This window comes from Pelagibius sp. Alg239-R121 (assembly GCF_947331435.1).
Classification (GTDB): Bacteria; Pseudomonadota; Alphaproteobacteria; order Kiloniellales; family Kiloniellaceae; genus Denitrobaculum.
Window position 1 is genome coordinate 454,667 of sequence record NZ_CAMZOF010000001.1, and the last position, 17,962, is coordinate 472,628.

Genomic DNA, 17,962 nt, shown 5'->3' on the forward strand with positions numbered 1-17,962 from the left:
TGTAAATCATTCACACATCACGGCGGCGCTCAGCATTTGACAGATTACTGCAAACAAGTCCTCATGAATAGCCGCCGTCGCTGGCTGAACAGGCCTCAAGGCACTACGTCCCACCAACATCGAATGCTTACGAATGTCGCCTAACGTAACCGTCATCGTACCGACGTTCAACCGCGCGAAGTATCTTCCAGAGTGTCTGGATAGTCTGACCGGCCAAACGGCCAAGGCCGCCCGGATTATCGTTGTTGACGATGGCTCGACGGATGAAACGCCAAGCATTCTAGAAGGTTATGGCGCAGAGATCGATGCCGTTCGCAAGGACAACAGCGGCAAATCATCAGCCTTAAACCTCGCTTTGCCCATGGTCGACAGTGAATACGTCTGGATCTTCGACGATGACGATGTCGCGCACCCCGATGCTCTGAAGCATCATCTCGATGGCTTGGAGGGCAAGGGCCGGTACGGATTCAGCTATTCGTCCTATCAACGGGCCGGAACAAATGCAGACGGGAGCATTCAACCCGGGCCCATTCGTCACGCAGATCACTACGAGGGGCGTGCTCTCTTCGTCCAGCTGCTGGAGGAAAATCTCCTGCCCCAGCCTTCCATATTGGTCAGAACCGGCTGCTATCGGGAAATGGGGCCTTTCGACGAGCGTCTGGTTCGCTCGCAGGACTACGAAATGCTGTTGCGGTTGAGCCGGCGTTACCCAGCCGCAGTCGTCGAAGAGGTCACCTACTATTACCGCGAGCACGCAGGAACGCGGGGCAGCAGCAGCGACAGCTTTGGGATCAAGGCGCTGGATGACAAGTGGGTCAAGTATGACCGGATCATCTTCCAGGAACTCTATCACGACCTGGCACTCTGGGAGTATCTGCCTCAACTGACGGCGGAACGCAGTCTGAGCGGCGCAGAACGGCGGCACGCACTGATACGGCGCTTCTCGATCATGATGCGTTACTGTCTATGGGATCTGGCACTGAGCGATCTTTCGGAACTGCTCGAAAGCGAATCAGGCAATTCCGGTTTGATTGCTGAGGAACAGGAAATTTTGCGCCGCATATTTGAAAACAGAGCTGCGCTGATGTTTCGCTCCGGTTACGACGGACGCCGGTTAAGAACTGGCTTCAGCAAGGGAGATCAGACTCTGGCAGGCGGCATACGGACCGAAATGTCCAGAACGCTTTACTACGAGTTCCACAGAGACTTTAACGCAGGAAACTACCGCAAGGCATTGCTGATGCTGACACGGCTGATTCCCTTGCTGGGCACGAGAGGGGTCTTTGGGGCCATGGGGTCAAAATTCTAAACCTGGCGGCCAGATAATTTGGTTTGGAAACCTTGCCGGCCGGACTGACGCAAAGGCACCGACACAGCCGGAGCCCTGAATATCCGGGCCACTCGCTCCGGACAAAATCGCAGGATCTTGCATGCGCATACTTTTTGGAACCGGTCACAGTTATCTGCCGCAACGGGCAGGCGGATCCGAATCCAGCACCCACGACCTCTGCATTGAACTGCAGAAACAGGATATCGAACCAGCCGTTCTGGCTTCGATCGAGCCGGACGGCTGGCTGGGATTGCGCAACCGCGTGGAACGTAAGCTCTTCAGAAGCCGGAGTTTCCCGATGGACCGCACCATGGGTTATGCGGTTTACCGCGGATGGCATCCGGAACAGGGCGTCGCCGAGGTCGTCGGCCGGTTCCGGCCCGATGTGGCAATCCTGCAGGCGGGCAGTCCTCTGCGCCTCGCCCGTATGCTGATCGACCAGGGCACGCCCACCATCGTTTATCTGCGGGACACTCTCTTTCAGGAATTGGGCGGCGACGTCACCGAGCTGCCGAAAGTCCGCTACATTGCAAACTCCTGCTACACGGCATCACGCTTCAAGGCGGAATTCGGCCTGACGGCAGACCCCGTGCCGCCCCTGGTACGGCCGGAGGCTTATAAAACCGAGAGCCGGCGTCACAGTGTCACCTTCATCAATCCGCATCCCTACAAGGGTGCGGAAACGGCCTTCAATCTGGCGGCGGCCCGGCCCGACATCCCCTTCGATTTCATCGAGGGCTGGCCGCTGGCCGATGACGTCATGGCGGATTATCAGTCGCGCGTGGCCGCGCTGGAGAACGTAACCTGGATGCCGCGGCAGGGCGACATGCGCGCCGTCTACGCTAATGCCCGCGTCGTGATCGCACCGAGCCCCAAGGAACGGGGCGAGGCCTGGGGACGTGTGGTTACGGAAGCTCAGTTCAGCGGCATCCCGGTGATTGCCAGTAACTCCGGTGGCCTGCCCGAGTCGGTCGGACCAGGCGGCCTGCTGGTCGAACCGAGCGACTCTCCGGATGCCTGGCTCGAGGCCCTGTCGGAAGTCTGGGACGACGAAGATCGCTACCGGGGTTATGCCGAGGCTGCGCTCAAACACGCGCAACGGCCCGAGATCAAACCCGAAGTACTGATCCGCAAGGTGATCGATATTTGCGAGCATTGCCGCACGAACTTTTCCTGAGCGCCAAGTCCCAAACGCCGAGTCCCGGGCGCCGAGTCCCGGGCACCGAGTCCCAAGCAGCGAATCTCAGCCACCGAGTCTCGATTCCTGAGTGTTTCAGGGGAAGCAACCCGCGATCACGCATCGGCACCGGGAGGAAACCTCGGTTCAGGTTTTTGCGCGGCCGAATTTTCCCATGGCCGCGTGATAGGCATTGATGATTTCGCCGCCGAACTCATGCTTGAAGAGGTAGATACCCGCAAGCCAACCCGTGCCCATCCCGCAAGATGCGATCAGCAGCGGCGTCCAGAGATTGCCCGGACCCGGGTTCAGATAAAAGAGCGCAAAGGCGGGAACGATGGAACTGGTTACAGTCACCATCAGACTTTTCCAGGTGGCGCGCAGCACATCCCGGTTGCCGATACGGACCAGCGGTTTGAGGGCATGATAAAAAACAAAGTAGGTCAGGATGTAGAAGATCACCTGACCTACGGCCACGTGGATGATGCTGTAGTTGGCGGCCGCGAAAACTATAACGACACGAACCGACTGCAGGAGAATCTGCGCTTTCAGCAGTTCGTTGATCCTGCCCATGCCGAGCAGGATCTGGCCGCAGAGAGACCAGATCGCCGACGCCATGCCACCCACCGCCAGGATCTGGACCAGAGGAACGGCGGCATCCCATTGATCGCCGAACATGATCCGGATGATGGGGAAAGCCATCAAGGCCAGAAAGGCGTAAAACGGCCAGGCGAACAGGGTCAGGGTTCCGATCGCCTTCAGATAAGGCTCTTTCAAATTCACGCCTGCGCGATGCCCGGACGCAAAGGCCGGCAAAGCAACCTGTAGGACCGCGTTGGTGAATTCGCGCGAAAACATCGAGATCAGGCCCTGCGCGCGGCTGAAGATGCCGACGGCGGTGAAACCAAGCATCCGGCCGGCAATCAAATCGATGGAATTCATGCCGATCTGAGTGACCAATGCATCCAGGCTCGACTTTCCGCCAAACGATGCGACATGGCGCCACTCGACGAAGTTCGGCCAGATAATGCTCTTGTTGGGCCGATGGAAGGCCGCGATCACCGCGGTCGTGGAAACGCCGGCCAGCGAGGCCCAGGCAAGACTTGCAAAGCTGTAGCCCTGCCAGGCCAGGACGACGGCGACCGTTGCGTGAACGATCGCGCTGATGATTCGGATCTGGTACAGCGCCTTAAAGGCCATATTCCGTCTGAGCAGCGCGAGGGTCGGTGAGCTGAAGGGAATAATGACGAAGCTCAGACTCAAGATCAGAAGGACCGAGCGCATTTCGGGCTTGTTATAGATGTCCGCGATCAGCCCGCTGCCCAGAGCGAGCATCGCCGCCAGCGACCAGGCCAACAGGAGTGTCACGCCTGCGGCCGTACGGATACGGTCCTCGGTGAGCTCCTTTTCCTGGATCAGGTAATTCCCCACGCCGAAATCGCGCAGAGTGTGCGCAATGGCGACAAAGGCCAGACCCACCGAGTAAACGCCGATTTCGAGCGGAGTCAGCAGGCGCGCAATGATAATCGTCGAGACGATATTTATGATCGTGACGGAGTATTTTTCCGCCAGGGAGATCAGCAAAGAAATGCGGACACTGGTCATAGACTTCCTTAGCGCATAGGTGGCGCCGCATTCCTTACTCTATTGGGCAAACAAAAGATAACGGGCTTCGCCGGTCCGGCGGCCGAATCGGCGAGGTTGCAAAATAGTGCTAAAACCGACCTCAAATCCAGCCCAAGCTAACCAGCCTTCCATAAAAGATCTGCCGGTTGATTGCGCACACACCCCCAGCCGCGGAGCGCAGGGGCAAATTGGTCTCAAAGCAGAGAATTTTTGGTTAATAAATGATCTTTTGCCGCCGGCCAGCGTGCTGAAGTACCACCAGCTCGTGCCAACCGTTAGGGCAGCCTTGTTCGCCGGTCAGGTTCACCGCCGGCGATAACTCTTGGCCGCCTTGGCAAACCAAAGGCGCGCAGTCTCGGCATCGGTCTCGACACCACGACCCATCAGATAGGCCTTCCCAAGCGCCGCCTGCGCCTCGGCCAGGTCCTGCTCTGCAGCGAGCCGGTAGAGACGCAGGGCTTCCGCCAGATCTTCTTCGACCCCCAGACCGCGGTCATATAGGGCCGCCAGCCCGAACTGTCCTTCTGCGACACCCTGTTCCGCCAGATCTCGATAGAGTGAGAGGGCTTGCACATAGTCCTGCTCAAGACCAACGCCTTCCTCCAGGAGTTTTGCCAACAGCACCTGCGATTTAGTGTGATCGGATTCCGATGCAAGACGGAATAAACGGGCAGCTTCAGTGTCGTCTTTCACTACGCCGGCGCCAAGCCTGTAGGCCTTTGCCAATTCGTATTGGGCATCGGCGTCGCCTTGGTCTGCCGAACGACGAAACCATCGCACAGCCTCTTCGGCCTGTTTCGACGTTCCTCGTCCCAATACATAGGCGAGGCCGAGATAGTACTGAGCTTTGTCATCGCCACCATCTGCCGCCAAGCGAAACAGGCGCAGGGCTTCGACGCGGTTCCGGTCCGCACCCGATGCATAGGTATAGTGAATTCCGAGCTTTCGTTGGGCACGGGTAAAGCCTTGATCAACGGCCAGTTTGTAGAGGCGCACAGCCTCTGCCGTATTCTTTTCGACCCCTTTGCCCTCTGCATAGAGATCGGCAAGTCCGGTTTGTGAATAGGCGCTCCCCTTTTCCGCCCCCTGGCGATAAAGGCGCGCAGCCTCTTCGTAATCTCGCGGCACACCTTTGCCGGTATTGTACAAGAGGGCCAAGGACCCGAGCGCAGTGGTGTAGCCCTGTTCAGCGGCGAGCTTATAAAACCGGGCAGCCTCGGTGTAATTCCGATCTACACCACGGCCAAAATAGTAGAGATCCCCAAGGTTCTTCTGAGCGTTTGCGCGGCCTTGATCCGCGGCGAGAAGATAGAGGCGGGCCGCCTCTTCGTAGTCCTGAGGCACAGCTTCGCCAATGTCATAAAGGTATGCCAGTTCGTTTTGGGCACGTGCATGACCTTGATCTGCCGCCAGCCCGTAGAGGCGCACAACTTCTCCATAGTCTTGCCCGACCCCCTTACCGCTCTCATAGAGATCGCCAAGGTTCGCCTGGGCGTTGGCGTGGCCCTGGTCTGCAGCAAGCCGATAGAGCCGGGCGGCTTCCTCATTGCTCTGTGGAACACCTTTGCCGAATTCGTAGAGATATCCGAGATTATACTGCGCGCGCGCATAGTTCTGATCTGCTGCCAGCGCGTAGAAGCGCGCCGCTTCCGCAAAATCCTGTTCGACGCCATCACCATCGTAATAGAGATTGCCGAGGTTGGTCTGGGCGTGGGCGCGCTCCTCATCTGCGGCGAGGCGATACAGGCGCGCGGCCTCCGCAAAGTCCTGTGGAACGCCTAAACCCGTATCGTACTGGTATGCCAGGTAGTTCTGGGCGCGCGCATGACCTTGTTCCGCAGCCAGGCCGAAGAGGCGTGCCGACTCGCTATAGTCTTGCTCAAAACCTTTTCCACCATAATAGAGATCGCCAAGGTTGGCCTGGGCGTTTCGTCGGCCCTGGTCCGCGGCAAGCCGGTAGTATCGGGCTGCCTCTGCGTAGTCCTGTGGGACGCCCTCGCCGTACTCGTGGAGATATCCCATATGATCCTGAGCGCGCGCGTAGTTCTGATCGGCAGCCAGTGCAAAAAGACGCGCAGCTTCGGCAAAATCCTGTTTCACCCCGTTTCCATCGTAATAGAGATTGCCGAGGTTGGTCTGCGCATAGGCACTGCCTTGATCAGCGGCCAGCCCATAAAGACGAACAGCTTCGCCGAGGTTCTGCTCTACGCCCCTGCCGCGTTCGTAGAGATAGCCGAGGGATCCCTGTGCGGTCGCATAGCCTTGGGCCGCCGCCAAGCTGTAGTATCTCGCAGCTTCGGCATAATCCTGCGCGACGCCGTCGCCACCGTAGTACAGATCGGCCAGATTGGTTTGTGCGTATTTATTGTCCTGGTCGGCGGCAAGTTCGTATAGCCGCACGGCTTCGGCGTAATCCTGCGGGACTCCCTTTCCCGTTTCGTAAAGAACGCCCAGCGCATTCTGCCCGCGCGCGAAACCCTGGTCGGCGGCAAGCCTGTAGAGCCTCGCAGCCTGCTCGTGGTCCTGCACGACGCCTGTGCCGTCGTAATAGAGATCAGCCAGATTGACCTGGGCATAGGCTTCGTCCTGTGAGACGGCAAGACGATAGAGCCTGGCGGCCTCTTCGTAGTCTTGCGGCACGCCCTCGCCAATTTCGTAAAGATATGCCAGGGAGCTCTGGCCGTAGTAATCGCCTTGATCCGCCGCCAGGCGATACAGGCGGGCCGCCTCGGCGTAGTTCTTCTCAACGCCTTCGCCCCGTTGATACAAATTGCCCAGCAATCCCTGCGCTTCGGCATTGCCCTGCGCGACAGATAACCGCAAATTGCGCAGCGCCGCGGGGAGATTTTGCTCCACTTCCCAGGCAAAGTAATAGTGCCGCGCCAACCTGTATTGCGCTTCCGCATCGCCCTGTTCGGCGCCACGCTTATAGAATTTGAAGGAGCGTTTGATCTTCTGATGACTGCCGTCATGCTCAAAATCGCGCGCCAAACCTACTTGAAGCAGCACACGGCCGGAACCGTCCGATCGCGGAGCCTCGACCAAGGGGACAGCAATGGCGAGCTTCACAGTCAAAAGGACCGGAAAGCTCAGGCCGCCGGCAAGAACGCGCAGCAAATTTTGACTCAGTGGTGATCTCATAACGACGCCGAAAAGAAACAAACTAAGCAGCTACTCCCTCAGAATTTGAAGCCGCAACTATGCCGCTGACGAATAGATTTTTCCACCCCCTGGCGTTGCGCCCGCCTTAACAGGGACCTGAACAGCGCGGCGATTTCCCACACCGCTAGGTTGAGAACTCATATTCCTTGGCGGTCTTGACGACAAAATTTTGACTTCTGGCAAGGAGTTAGGAGCGGAGCGATACTGATGCATCGTGCCTCTGCCAGAACTGGACTGACGAAGCCACGCTGTCCAGAACGTGGTTCCCAGAACTCATAATCTTGTCGCCCAAAGGGGGTCGTATTTTGGAAGAGTTCAAGGGCGTCGAGCCCTCTCACCGGGCCTTCAGGCCCGCTTTCAAGATCTCTCCTGCCTGAAACCTCCCAATATACGATCAAGGCCATCAAGGAATAGGAGGCCTCAACCTAGCGATCGCGGTAGTTCTCGGCCGCCTTGGCAAACCAGAGGCGCGCAGTCTCTGCATCCGCTTCGACGCCACGGCCCGTCAGATAGGCTTTGCCCAGCTCCGCCTGCGCTTCAGCCAGACCCTGGTCCGCAGCCAGACGGTAAAGGCGAATGGCTTCCGCCATATTTTTTTCGACCCCTGAGCCGCGCTGGTAGAGGCCGGCCAGACCGAACCTGCCTTCTGCAATGCCCTGCTCTGCGAGCGCCTGGTAGAGCGAAAAGGCCCGGTCGTAATCCTGTTCCACGCCCGTACCCTCCTCATAGGATCTCGCCAGGAGGATCTGAGCATCGATGTGACCGGAATCAGATGCCAGGCGAAGGAGACGAATTGCCTCCGCTGCGTCCAGCGGTACTCCGGCACCAAGTCTGTAAGCGTGCGCCAGCCTGTACTGGGCGTAGTCGGAATCCTGGTCGGCCGCCTGTCCGTAATAAAGCGCCGCCTTTTCAAGGTTTTGCTCGACGCCCAGACCCTCGCTGTAGAGATCGCCAAGGCTGGCTTGCGCATCAGGGTTGCCCTGGTTCGCGGCCAATTCATAGAATTCCCTGGCCTGAATGAAATCCTGACCGACCCCGTCACCGCGATAAAGCATATTTGCGAGGTTGGTTTGGGCCGTGGAATCGCCCTGATCCGCCGCCAAACGATACCAGCGGACGGCTTCTTCATAATTCTGAGCCGTCCCCTCGCCATATTCGTAAAGATACCCCAGGGAAATCTGGGCGGCTGAGGAGCCTTGGTCGGCGGCGAGGCGATACAGGCGGGCAGCCTCGGCAAAGTCCTGCGTGACCCCCTGCGCATGGTAGTAGAGGTCACCGAGTTGGTTCTGGGCGTAGGCTTCTCCCTGATCCGCCGCCAAACGATAAAGCCGGGCAGCCTCGCTGTGATCCTGGGCAACGCCCCGGCCGATTTCATGGAGGAACCCGAGCGAGCTTTGGCAAAAGGCGTTGCCTTGATTTGCACCATAGCGATAGAAGCGGGCCGCTTCTCCGTAGTCCCGCGGCACGCCATGGCCCCGCTGGTAGAGCGCGCCCAGGGAACCTTGCGCGAAAACCTGGCCCTGGTCCGCCGCCAAACGGTAAAGACGCGCGGCTTCCTCATAGTCCTGTGGAACACCGCGTCCGTTGTAGTAGAGATCGGCAAGATTGTTCTGGGCGTCCGCGTATCCCTGCTTCGCGGACAGCCGGTAGTAATGCACTGCAGCAGGCAGGTTCTCGGGCACGTTCCATGCAAAGTCGTAATGCTGCGCCAGCCAGTACTGCGCCTCGGCATCCCCTTGCTCGGCGCCGCGTTGGTAAAACTGAAGATCTATCTGGTTGCGCGAATGGCTGCCGTCGCGCTCGAAATCATCAGCCAGACCGGCCAAAAGCACAGGATCGGCGGCCAGCTCGGATCGAGGTGTTTCGGATCGAGGTGTTTCAGGTCGAAGTGTCTCATCCCAGTGAGCAGCAAACGCCGGTGACAAGCTCAAGGGAGACAAGCCCAACGTGACCAGGCCCAGCATGGCCAAAGCAAAAGTGACCAGGCCCAACCAAGCCGAGAACATCAAACCTCCCCCAAAGGCCCGCAAAACTATGAACTTCTGATTCGCACTCATCTTAACGCCGAAAGAAAACGCGATGCGCCCGTACTCCGGCGCAATGCCAGACCCTGAAGCTTGTTCGTTTTCTATGACTCAAAATACCCGTAAATCAGTCTCTGCATCAATAGGTTAGAGAATGATTCGCCGTCGTGGCCGCGTTAACCATGAACGACGGCACTCATCGTCGCCAGTTAAGAGGCCTTTCCTGCTCGGCCATTGGGCAGACCGTTGGACGAGGCACTGCCGCACTGACGGGATATCAACCCTCGGTTTTCATGTCTTCGGAGCAAGCGCACGTGCCTTGACGGCTTCTACATCCACGCCGCCCGACATCATCTTCCGCTCGGCCTGTTGCTTGATCGCACTGCTCATGGCCCGGAGAAAGGAATCATGGGCGCAGGGTCTGTCCATCTTGTTATAGACGAGCCCATATTCGATCTCCTCCCACGTCGAAAAGTCCGCCAGATTGTGCTGCAGCTGCACTTCCAGGTTATCGAGCGCTCCGGCGAATTTCGCCTCGGGCGTTTCCCTGTCCTCGAACTCCCGCCAGAGCTCGGCAATATGGGTACCGTCTTCACCGCCAAGCAGTTTGCGAATGTTCTCCATCGCCGCCGCTTCCCGCACGGCTTTGGTTTCCTTGCGCTCGCCGGTTTCGAAAAAGGGCACGTCTCCGGCTTCGGCCTCGACCAGATCATGCACGACAATCATCTGCAGCGTCCGGCTAAGATCAACCGGATGCTCAAGATGACGGTGCATGACCATGGCCATCAACGCCATCTGCCAACTGTGTTCGGCGACCGATTCGCGGCGGCCATCGGAAAGCCAGCTGTGGCGCAGCTCTTTCTTCAGGCCCTCCGCGAGTTTCAATAGATCCAGGATAGGTTCAACGGCGTCCATGAGGTTCGATGTTCCGATCTCGAGCGTGGGAATTTGCGGAGCATAACAAAAAAAGGCCGGCAACGTGCCGGCCTTTTCGGGTACGCGCTTAATACCAGGGAGCGTTGATACTACTTCGGAATCACAACCGTATCGATGACGTGGATGACACCGTTCGAGGTTTCGATGTCGGCTGTGATCACCTGTGCTGAATCTACCTTCACACCATCCATGGCATCGACCGCGAGCTTAGCGCCTTGTACGGTCTCGACCTCAGCGGTTTTGCCGGCGATATCGCCCGACATAATTTTACCGGGTACGACGTGGTAGGTCAGGATCGCCACCAGCTTGTCCTTGTTCTCAGGCTTCAACAAGTCTTCCACCGTCCCTTCCGGCAGCTTTGCGAAGGCTTCGTCGGTCGGTGCAAAAACGGTAAAGGGACCGTCGCCCTTCAGGGTCTCGACCAGCTCCGCGGCCTCAACCGCGGCCACCAGCGTTTTGAACTGACCGGCTTCAACGGCCGTATCGACGATATCTCCTGCTTTCGCCGCCATACCGCTGAACAAGAGTGGCACGGCCGCCAGGGCTGCAATGAGAGAAAGGCGTAACTGTTTCACGTTCGTCCTCCTGAAAAGTCTGTTTGGTTACCAGGAGATACGGGGACGCAGCGGAAGAGGATCACAGCAACACAAATAGGTCACAGCGGGGGTCGTTCTTGACCGGAACGATCAGACCACAGATGTGCCCTGCCGGGTTTTACCGCTCCCATCGAAACTCGCGGTCGGCCTCGGCGATCGGCGCATCGTTGATGCTGGCGATCCGCTGACGCATCAGGCCGTTTTCATCGAATTCCCAAAGTTCGTTTCCATACGACCGGAACCACTGGCCGGAATCGTCGTGCCATTCATAGCGGAAAGTGACGCCGATGCGATTCTCGGTGAAGCACCAGAGTTCCTTGCGCAGGCGGTAGTCGAGTTCACGGTCCCACTTTCGTTTCAGGAAATCCCTGATGTCGTCCCGGCCACTCAGGAACTCGGCCCGGTTACGCCACTGGGAATCAAGCGTATAGGCCTTCGAGACACGATCCGGATCACGGGTGTTCCAGGCGTCTTCAGCCGCCTGGACTTTCTGTTTTGCGGTTTCTTCGGTAAAGGGAGGAAGAGGGGGACGCTGTTCCATGAGAGGCCTTTCTCGGTTTCTGCAGCTATTCGGAATGCTTGAATTTTACCGTTCGTCACAGTATGTACTAATTGGTACAATTGATCATGAAACCGGCGAGTTCAAGATAAATTTTCGCGGCCCCGGCAATTGAGTAAAATGTGTCCGAAGAAGCAGCACCGCGATGTGCCCAGGAACCCGGGGACGAGAGCCGGGGACAAGAGCCCGAAAGAAGAGATTGAACCGGGCAGTAGGATTTGGCGGAATGGATTGGGCCGAATGGATTGGGCCGAATGGATTTGGCAGCTGGGGCAGATTGGATCAGGTTGCCAGCTGAGCACCCGGAGCACAGAGGACGATTATGCCGCGAGTGGTATCGGAACGCAGTGACGCAGTGACCGCCCTGGCCGAGGTCTTCAGAACCCACGGCTTCGAAGGCACGAGCCTTTCTGTCATCACCGCAAAGACCAAGCTGGGTAAGGGCAGCCTTTATCACTTCTTCCCGGGTGGGAAGGACGAGATGGCGGAAGCCGTGTTGGAGGAAATCGGCAGGTGGTTCGAAGACCGGGTCTTCAAACCACTGCGCGACGAGCCGGATGCCGAAGCCGCGATCGAAAAGATGTTCGAAGAAGTCGATCGCTATTTCCGTTCGGGCCGCCGCGTCTGCCTCGTGGGTGCCTTTGCCCTGGGGCAGGAATGCGACCGCTTCGAACGCCAGGTTCGCGGTTACTTTGAGACCTGGGTCATGGATCTCGAATCCTGTTTGATCCGGGCAGGGCGTAACGAAACCCTGGCGCGCGATCTATCGGAAGACGCCGTTATCGGGATCCAGGGCGCATTGGTCCTGGCCCGGAGCATCGGACAATCGGCGGTGTTTGAACGAACACTTTTGCGCTTGAAGAAACGTCTGCTAGAGCGCGATCACCCCTGACAATCAATGTCCGGATGAAACCGCACCCTCGGCAAGTACATAACGACGGCCGCAGTAGGGGCAGTCGATGTGGCCTTTGCCTTCCATGTTCAGGTAGACACGGGGATGGCCGAGCGGGCCGTTACCGCCGTCGCACGCGATGGTTTCGGACTCTACGGTCAAGGTTTCGGCCGGTTCCATGTTAACTTCCCCTGTTTGTGCAATCCCGCTGGTCCAACGGCGCTGCAGCACATCTTCGCACGGATTCTCACGCAAATCCGATCGACATTCAAGCCGGACTTGACCACGCCTCATATCCCCGCAGCACCTTATCCCAGAGTGCGTCGTTATTTGTGGCGACAACGAATACCCCCCTCTCCTGGGTATAGGAGGCGCAAATCCCCGTGTGCGGGGTTTAACGGGCGCGGTTTGACCCTTATCTTTGCGGATGATACCCATTGGCGCAGCATGATCAATGGCATTAGCCGCAGAACAACCGGTCCATTTGACCGCTGCATCAAACGGGCTGCGGCGCTGTTGGGTTTTTGCGCTCCTGCAGACCGCACCAAGGGTTACGACCGAAATTCACTGAGAAATGCGAACAGCAATGCCCGACAGCCTGACCGCCAAAAAACTGAATGACGTCATTATGGATGCCAACGTGACCACCTTGCCAAAGTACGCCGTAGAGCTGAAGGGTCTGACCAAGACCTATAGTGCCAGCGGCAAGAGTGAAGCCAAAAAAGCTCTGATCGACGTCGACCTGGCGATCCCCAGGGGATCGGTCTTTGGATTGCTTGGCCCGAACGGCGCCGGCAAATCGACCATGATCAACATCCTGGCCGGCCTTGTGAACAAGACGAGCGGCAGCGCGAAGATCTGGGATCTCGATATTATCACCAACACCCGTCAGGCCCGCGCGGCCATCGGTGTGGTTCCTCAGGAACTGAACGTCGACCCCTTCTTCACACCACGCGAACTGCTGGAGCTGCAAGCGGGCCTTTACGGCGTGCCGCCCGGTGAACGGCAGTCGGACGAAATTCTAGCGGCGCTGGGCCTTTCCGATAAAGCCAATGCCTATGCCCGGACACTCTCGGGCGGGATGCGCCGGCGCCTGATGGTCGCCAAGGCCATGGTTCACAATCCCCCGGTTCTGGTGCTGGACGAGCCCACCGCCGGTGTCGATATCGAGCTGCGCCAACAGCTCTGGGCCCATGTGCGCGAATTGAACGAAAACGGCACGACGGTCCTCCTGACCACGCACTACCTCGAGGAAGCCGAAGAACTCTGTGACCAGATTGCAATCATCAACCACGGCCGGGTCATCGCCTGCGACACGACCCCCGCATTGCTGGCACGCCTGGACAACAAAGAGCTGGCAATCGTTCTGGCGGAAGATCTCGATGAGGTACCCGAAGCACTTGCCGGCTTCAACTTCGATCATCCCGAACCGCGCAAGCTGGTGTTTCATTACCGTGCCAGCGAAAGTGCCGTTTCCGGTATTCTCGATGCCGTTTGCCGCGCAGGGCTGAAAATCGCCGACGTGACAACGGATCAGTCAGATTTAGAGGATATATTCTTGCAGCTCACCCGTGGCGCACATGATGAGATTGCAAGTTGATCAGACAAAAGACGACCGGGCCGCATCGATCGGCACATAAATCCTGGATGATTACCACTATTGTCGCCTTGGCGGTCACGCTGCTGGCGGCCTGTGCGCCAAACCTGGCGCCTCGGGGCCCGGGCGACAGTGCTCCCATGCTTTCGGACAGCAGCTTCACGACATCGGACGGCCTGGACTTGCCGTTACGCTACTGGCTGCCGCCATCGGCTGCACAGGCAGCCGCAGCAGACGCAGACGCAGACGCAGACGCAGACAAAGAGCCGGAGGTCAGCGAAGCCGATATCAAGGCCGTGGTTCTCGCCCTTCACGGCTTTAACGACTATTCCAACGCCTTTGACGGTCCCGGCAAGGTTCTCGCCTCCATGGGGCTGGCGGTCTATGCCTACGATCAGCGGGGATTTGGCGAAGCACCGCACCGCGGACTCTGGGCCGGAAGCGATGTGCTGACCGGAGACCTGGCGGATGCCAGCCACGCGCTGCGGCAACGCCATCCGGGAAAGCCGCTGTATCTGCTGGGCGAATCCATGGGCGGCGCGGTCATCCTGGCGGCCTACAACTCGACCACCCCACCGGATGCCGATGGCGTTATTCTGTCTGCCCCGGCGGTCTGGGCGCGCTCAACTATGCCCTGGTATCAAAGAACGGCGCTTTGGCTCGGCGCGCGCGCTATTCCCTGGGCCAGACTGACCGGATCCGGTTTGAAGATTCAGGCCTCCGACAATATCGAAATGCTGCGCGGACTTGGGCGCGACCCCCTGGTCATCAAAGGCACCCGGGTCGATGCCATCCATGGTTTGGTGAATCTGATGGACGACGCCCTGTCGGCCGCGCCGCTGCTGGACCGGCCCGCCCTGCTGCTCTATGGAGACAAGGACGAGATCGTCCCGCGCGAACCCACGCTTCAGCTCTGGGCGATGCTGCCGGCCGCACGCCGGTCGGACCAGCGCCTGGCGCTCTACAGCAACGGCTGGCATATGCTGCTAAGGGATCTGGACGCCGGGATCGTTCTCGCGGATATCGCCCAGTGGACGGAAGATCAAACACGGGCGGCCGGCAGCAGTCATCCGCTGCCGTCCGGTGCGGACAGGCTGGCCCGAGAAGCTCTGGAAAGCTACCAGGCACCGCTCGCCGACACAGCCGGCAACACCGACGCGCCGCTGCCTGCCGATTCCTGATCCGAGGTAAAAGCCGTCAGCTTTCGCTGCTGTCCTCTGCCGGCTCGGGCAGGGCGTGCTTGTTCATGAGCGGCAACTGCGTCAGGACAAACAGGAAGGTCAGGCCCATCAGGCCAAAGACCTTGAAGTTCACCCAAAATTCCTCACTCTGAGTGCGCCAGACGAATTCGTTCAACACGGCCATGGCGGCGAAAAACAGGCCGAAATGCAGTGTCAGGCGCCGCCAGCCGGCCTCATCCATGGGCCAGGCCGATCCCATCACGGGCTTAAGCAGCGGTTTTCCAAAGGCAAGACCGCCCAGCAGAATCACCGAAAACAGGGCTTGAACGATAGTCGGCTTGAGCTTGATGAAGGTATCGTCGTTGAGAAGTATCGTCAGGCCTCCGAAGATACCGACGATCACCGCTGTGATCAGGGGCATCATAGGCACTCTGCGTGTCATGACCAGCGACAACGTCAACGACACGGCCGTGGCGGCCATCAAACCCACCGTGGCGACGATAAGGTCCTTTTGAGCATAGTAAGCCACGAAAAAAACCACCAGCGGACCATACTCGGTCGCGGGCTTGAGCCACTTAGGCGCGTTATCTTTCATATCGATCCGAACAGCATGAGAACCAAAGCTACAAAACAGTATCGCAGGTGATACTGCAAGACGCCTTATGTTGGGGTAAACGCCGGAATGTCCAGCCGTGAATGCGAACGGCGGTTGGACAGCAAAGCGCAAAATTGCTGAGCAAAGGTGAAGATTTGCCGCAGCGCATGTGCATTGACGCGCCGAGACGCGACGCCTAACTACAAGAGGCGCCCAACGATAAAGACATCTTACGACAAGATACAGCCGACCTTCAGGAATTGGACCGCGAAGCTTTGACCTCTTCTCATCAGCCCCCCATCCCTCAGACTGCCGCCCAACAGACCGACACCCATCAGTCTGCAGACAGCCTGCCGACTCTTGCGGAACGGCCGTTGCTGGCGCCGGGTGACCGGCTCGGCAACTTCGTTCTGCCGGGCAGCGATGGATTCCTCTGGGTTTTCTATGAGAAGACCCGTGGCTTCAGAAATCTCCTGTTCGTCTTTCCGGAGGAGACCGCCGAAAACACGACGTGTTTGAACCAGCTGACCGAGGCCTACGATACCCTACAGGCGGCCCGGATCGATGTCTTCGCGATCGGGCGGCTGCAGGTCGAACAGGCCAGCAGGCTCGCGCAAGGCCTGACTGTTCCCTTCCTGCTCTATGCCGACCCTCAGGGTAAAGTATCCGACGAGCTGACCGGCAAAAGCGGTTTTACGAAGGGACAGGCCTTTTGCCTGCTGCTCGACGAAAATCAGCGCCTGCTTAAGACCATGGCATTTGGCGATATCGGCGCACGCGGCCTGGCCGCGGACGTGGTGGAGTTTTACCAAACCCGCCTCCCGGAGGCGCTGGCACCGGAACCGCAACGCACGGCCCCGGTCCTGATTGTCCCCAAGGTGCTGGACAGCGCGGATTGCGAGGCCTTGATCGCCCGCTGGCGGCACCACAATGAAGAAGGCTTCGTGACCACGCGGATCGACGGGGTAGACACCCGCCGGATTGATCCCGGCATGAAAAAGCGGCGCGACCATCAAGTCTTGGACACCGCGCTGGATCAGAGCCTGACGCAGATCGTCGGCCGCCGGATTGCCCCCGAGCTGGCCAAAGCCTTCTATTTTCAGCGCTTCCGCTTCGACCGCTTCGTTATCACCTGCTACGACGCGGAACGCGGCGATTACTTTCGGCCGCACCGCGACAATACGACCCCCGACACCCAGGCCCGCATGTTCGCGCTGACCCTCAACCTCAATACCGAGGACTACGAAGGCGGCGGCCTGCGCTTTCCCGAGTACGGCCCGGAGGGCTACCGGCCGCGCAGCGGGGACGCGATCCTGTTCTCCTGTTCCTTGATTCACGAAGCGCTCCCGGTCACCAGCGGCCGGCGCTTCACCCTTCTGAGCTTCCTGCGCGACCCGGCCCTGCAGGAACAGATCGAACGGCAGGCGAAGGCGAAAAAGACCTAGAACGCGCCTTGACACAAGTTCGCGCGCTTGTGACTGGCTTTTTACCCCTTTCGAACCATAGTCTTAGTCACAAATGTTTAGCGCAGGACGCCATGACAGACGACACCAACCGCATTGCAGACCATACAAGCCGCCGCAGGCTCCTGCTTGGCCTCTTGGGTATCGTCACCACCGCAAGCATCCTCCCGTTCCGTCCAATGGCAGCAGCCGCGGCGGGTAAGAGCAAGACCGAGACGGCGACGGCAAGTACGGACATCTCGGGCCCCGAAGCGCTGGCCCTGTCGCAGCGGGGCGAGATGACGATCGTCGACGTACGCTCACCGCAGGAATGGAAACAGACCGGGTTGCCGTCGGGCGCCCAGGCCGTGACCATTCACGATCCCGAAGGCCTTGAGGGTTTTGTGCGCGCCCTGAAGCGATCGGTCGGCGACAATCTGGATACGCCGGTGGCGCTGATCTGTGCCCGCGGCAATCGCTCAACCAGAGCACAGAACGCGCTGCGCGCAGCCGGATTTACCCGGGTGCTGAATATTAAAGAGGGTATGTTGGGCAGCACAGGCGGCCCGGGATGGCTGGCACGGAAGCTACCCGTCGACCGCTGCACCCGCTGCTGACCGGTCTGCACTGACCGGTCTGCGCTGCCTGGTCTGCACCGTCTAGTCTGCACCGTCTGGTCTGCGCTGACTGTTCAGGCACGGCGCGCAACATAAATTAGAGGCAGATGATCGTTTTCACTGATTTAGCCTAAAGCGTTCAGGATCCGGAGGCCGCTCCAGCAAGCCATAGGCCGTGCAGAGGGGGCTGCGCCGCATTACTTCAGGTGGTACGGATTATTCCTAGCT

Annotated in this window: 15 protein-coding genes; 7 read left to right on the plus strand and 8 right to left on the minus strand. The window is 58.9% G+C overall.

From position 1 onward, the window contains the following. Positions 1-133: 133 nt before the first annotated feature. Together QMZ18_RS01925 and QMZ18_RS01930 are read left to right on the plus strand one after the other, a co-directional pair. On the plus strand, positions 134-1,309 hold the full coding sequence (locus QMZ18_RS01925) for a glycosyltransferase family 2 protein (protein WP_282604539.1): 1,176 nt from the start codon (positions 134-136) through the stop codon (positions 1,307-1,309). Between the two features lie 121 nt (positions 1,310-1,430). Next, positions 1,431-2,507 (plus strand): glycosyltransferase, encoded by a 1,077-nt coding sequence (locus QMZ18_RS01930; protein ID WP_282604540.1) that lies wholly within the window; start codon positions 1,431-1,433, stop codon positions 2,505-2,507. A gap of 147 nt (positions 2,508-2,654) precedes the next feature. Here the strand turns inward: QMZ18_RS01930 and QMZ18_RS01935 are convergent, their stop codons facing one another. The 6 genes from QMZ18_RS01935 to QMZ18_RS01960 form a co-directional block, all read right to left on the minus strand. After that, positions 2,655-4,112 (minus strand): lipopolysaccharide biosynthesis protein, encoded by a 1,458-nt coding sequence (locus QMZ18_RS01935; protein ID WP_282604541.1) that lies wholly within the window; start codon positions 4,110-4,112, stop codon positions 2,655-2,657. 324 nt (positions 4,113-4,436) lie between these two features. Then, complete coding sequence (locus tag QMZ18_RS01940) at positions 4,437-7,274, minus strand: tetratricopeptide repeat protein (protein ID WP_282604542.1); 2,838 nt, start codon at positions 7,272-7,274, stop codon at positions 4,437-4,439. 446 nt (positions 7,275-7,720) lie between these two features. After that, positions 7,721-9,301 carry an SEL1-like repeat protein gene (locus QMZ18_RS01945; protein ID WP_282604543.1) on the minus strand — a complete coding sequence of 527 codons (1,581 nt, stop codon included), beginning with the start codon at positions 9,299-9,301 and terminating at the stop codon, positions 7,721-7,723. A gap of 309 nt (positions 9,302-9,610) precedes the next feature. Continuing rightward, positions 9,611-10,234, minus strand: coding sequence for an HD domain-containing protein (locus QMZ18_RS01950; RefSeq protein ID WP_282604544.1), 624 nt, complete (start codon positions 10,232-10,234; stop codon positions 9,611-9,613). Positions 10,235-10,344: 110 nt separating this feature from the next. Beyond that, entirely contained in the window at positions 10,345-10,767 is a 423-nt protein-coding gene (locus tag QMZ18_RS01955; protein ID WP_282605579.1) for a fasciclin domain-containing protein, read from the minus strand. A 202-nt stretch (positions 10,768-10,969) separates the two neighbouring features. Further along, complete coding sequence (locus tag QMZ18_RS01960; protein ID WP_282604545.1) at positions 10,970-11,392, minus strand: nuclear transport factor 2 family protein; 423 nt, start codon at positions 11,390-11,392, stop codon at positions 10,970-10,972. 340 nt (positions 11,393-11,732) lie between these two features. On the opposite strand from QMZ18_RS01960, the gene QMZ18_RS01965 reads away from it, so the two are divergent. Next, positions 11,733-12,302 carry a TetR/AcrR family transcriptional regulator gene (locus QMZ18_RS01965; RefSeq protein WP_282604546.1) on the plus strand — a complete coding sequence of 190 codons (570 nt, stop codon included), beginning with the start codon at positions 11,733-11,735 and terminating at the stop codon, positions 12,300-12,302. A gap of 3 nt (positions 12,303-12,305) precedes the next feature. On the opposite strand, the gene QMZ18_RS01970 is transcribed toward QMZ18_RS01965, so the two are convergent. Further along, entirely contained in the window at positions 12,306-12,482 is a 177-nt protein-coding gene (locus QMZ18_RS01970) for a zinc-finger domain-containing protein (protein WP_282604547.1), read from the minus strand. A gap of 448 nt (positions 12,483-12,930) precedes the next feature. On the opposite strand from QMZ18_RS01970, the gene QMZ18_RS01975 reads away from it, so the two are divergent. Further along, on the plus strand, positions 12,931-13,902 hold the full coding sequence (locus QMZ18_RS01975; RefSeq protein WP_322097161.1) for an ABC transporter ATP-binding protein: 972 nt from the start codon (positions 12,931-12,933) through the stop codon (positions 13,900-13,902). Next, complete coding sequence (locus QMZ18_RS01980; RefSeq protein ID WP_282604549.1) at positions 13,899-15,080, plus strand: alpha/beta hydrolase; 1,182 nt, start codon at positions 13,899-13,901, stop codon at positions 15,078-15,080. Before QMZ18_RS01975 ends, QMZ18_RS01980 begins: the two co-directional genes overlap by 4 nt. Before the next feature lie 16 nt (positions 15,081-15,096). Here QMZ18_RS01980 and QMZ18_RS01985 read toward each other — a convergent pair whose 3' ends face one another. Further along, positions 15,097-15,675 (minus strand): septation protein A, encoded by a 579-nt coding sequence (locus QMZ18_RS01985; RefSeq protein WP_282604550.1) that lies wholly within the window; start codon positions 15,673-15,675, stop codon positions 15,097-15,099. Positions 15,676-15,950: 275 nt separating this feature from the next. Here QMZ18_RS01985 and QMZ18_RS01990 point away from each other — a divergent pair, with 275 nt between their 5' ends. Both QMZ18_RS01990 and QMZ18_RS01995 read left to right on the plus strand, forming a co-directional pair. Beyond that, on the plus strand, positions 15,951-17,120 hold the full coding sequence (locus tag QMZ18_RS01990; RefSeq protein ID WP_282604551.1) for a 2OG-Fe(II) oxygenase: 1,170 nt from the start codon (positions 15,951-15,953) through the stop codon (positions 17,118-17,120). Between the two features lie 92 nt (positions 17,121-17,212). After that, positions 17,213-17,734, plus strand: coding sequence for a rhodanese-like domain-containing protein (locus QMZ18_RS01995; RefSeq protein WP_282604552.1), 522 nt, complete (start codon positions 17,213-17,215; stop codon positions 17,732-17,734). Positions 17,735-17,962: the final 228 nt, after the last annotated feature.

Bases quoted from the DNA above. Each gene is read 5' to 3' on its own strand.
- QMZ18_RS01925 (WP_282604539.1), top strand. From the start codon at position 134: ATGTCGCCTAACGTAACCGTCATCGTACCGACGTTCAACCGCGCGAAG.
- QMZ18_RS01930 (WP_282604540.1), top strand. From the start codon at position 1,431: ATGCGCATACTTTTTGGAACCGGTCACAGTTATCTGCCGCAACGGGCA.
- QMZ18_RS01935 (WP_282604541.1), bottom strand. From the start codon at position 4,112: ATGACCAGTGTCCGCATTTCTTTGCTGATCTCCCTGGCGGAAAAATAC.
- QMZ18_RS01940 (WP_282604542.1), bottom strand. From the start codon at position 7,274: ATGAGATCACCACTGAGTCAAAATTTGCTGCGCGTTCTTGCCGGCGGC.
- QMZ18_RS01945 (WP_282604543.1), bottom strand. From the start codon at position 9,301: ATGTTCTCGGCTTGGTTGGGCCTGGTCACTTTTGCTTTGGCCATGCTG.
- QMZ18_RS01950 (WP_282604544.1), bottom strand. From the start codon at position 10,234: ATGGACGCCGTTGAACCTATCCTGGATCTATTGAAACTCGCGGAGGGC.
- QMZ18_RS01955 (WP_282605579.1), bottom strand. From the start codon at position 10,767: ATGGCGGCGAAAGCAGGAGATATCGTCGATACGGCCGTTGAAGCCGGT.
- QMZ18_RS01960 (WP_282604545.1), bottom strand. From the start codon at position 11,392: ATGGAACAGCGTCCCCCTCTTCCTCCCTTTACCGAAGAAACCGCAAAA.
- QMZ18_RS01965 (WP_282604546.1), top strand. From the start codon at position 11,733: ATGCCGCGAGTGGTATCGGAACGCAGTGACGCAGTGACCGCCCTGGCC.
- QMZ18_RS01970 (WP_282604547.1), bottom strand. From the start codon at position 12,482: ATGGAACCGGCCGAAACCTTGACCGTAGAGTCCGAAACCATCGCGTGC.
- QMZ18_RS01975 (WP_322097161.1), top strand. From the start codon at position 12,931: ATGGATGCCAACGTGACCACCTTGCCAAAGTACGCCGTAGAGCTGAAG.
- QMZ18_RS01985 (WP_282604550.1), bottom strand. From the start codon at position 15,675: ATGAAAGATAACGCGCCTAAGTGGCTCAAGCCCGCGACCGAGTATGGT.
- QMZ18_RS01995 (WP_282604552.1), top strand. From the start codon at position 17,213: ATGACAGACGACACCAACCGCATTGCAGACCATACAAGCCGCCGCAGG.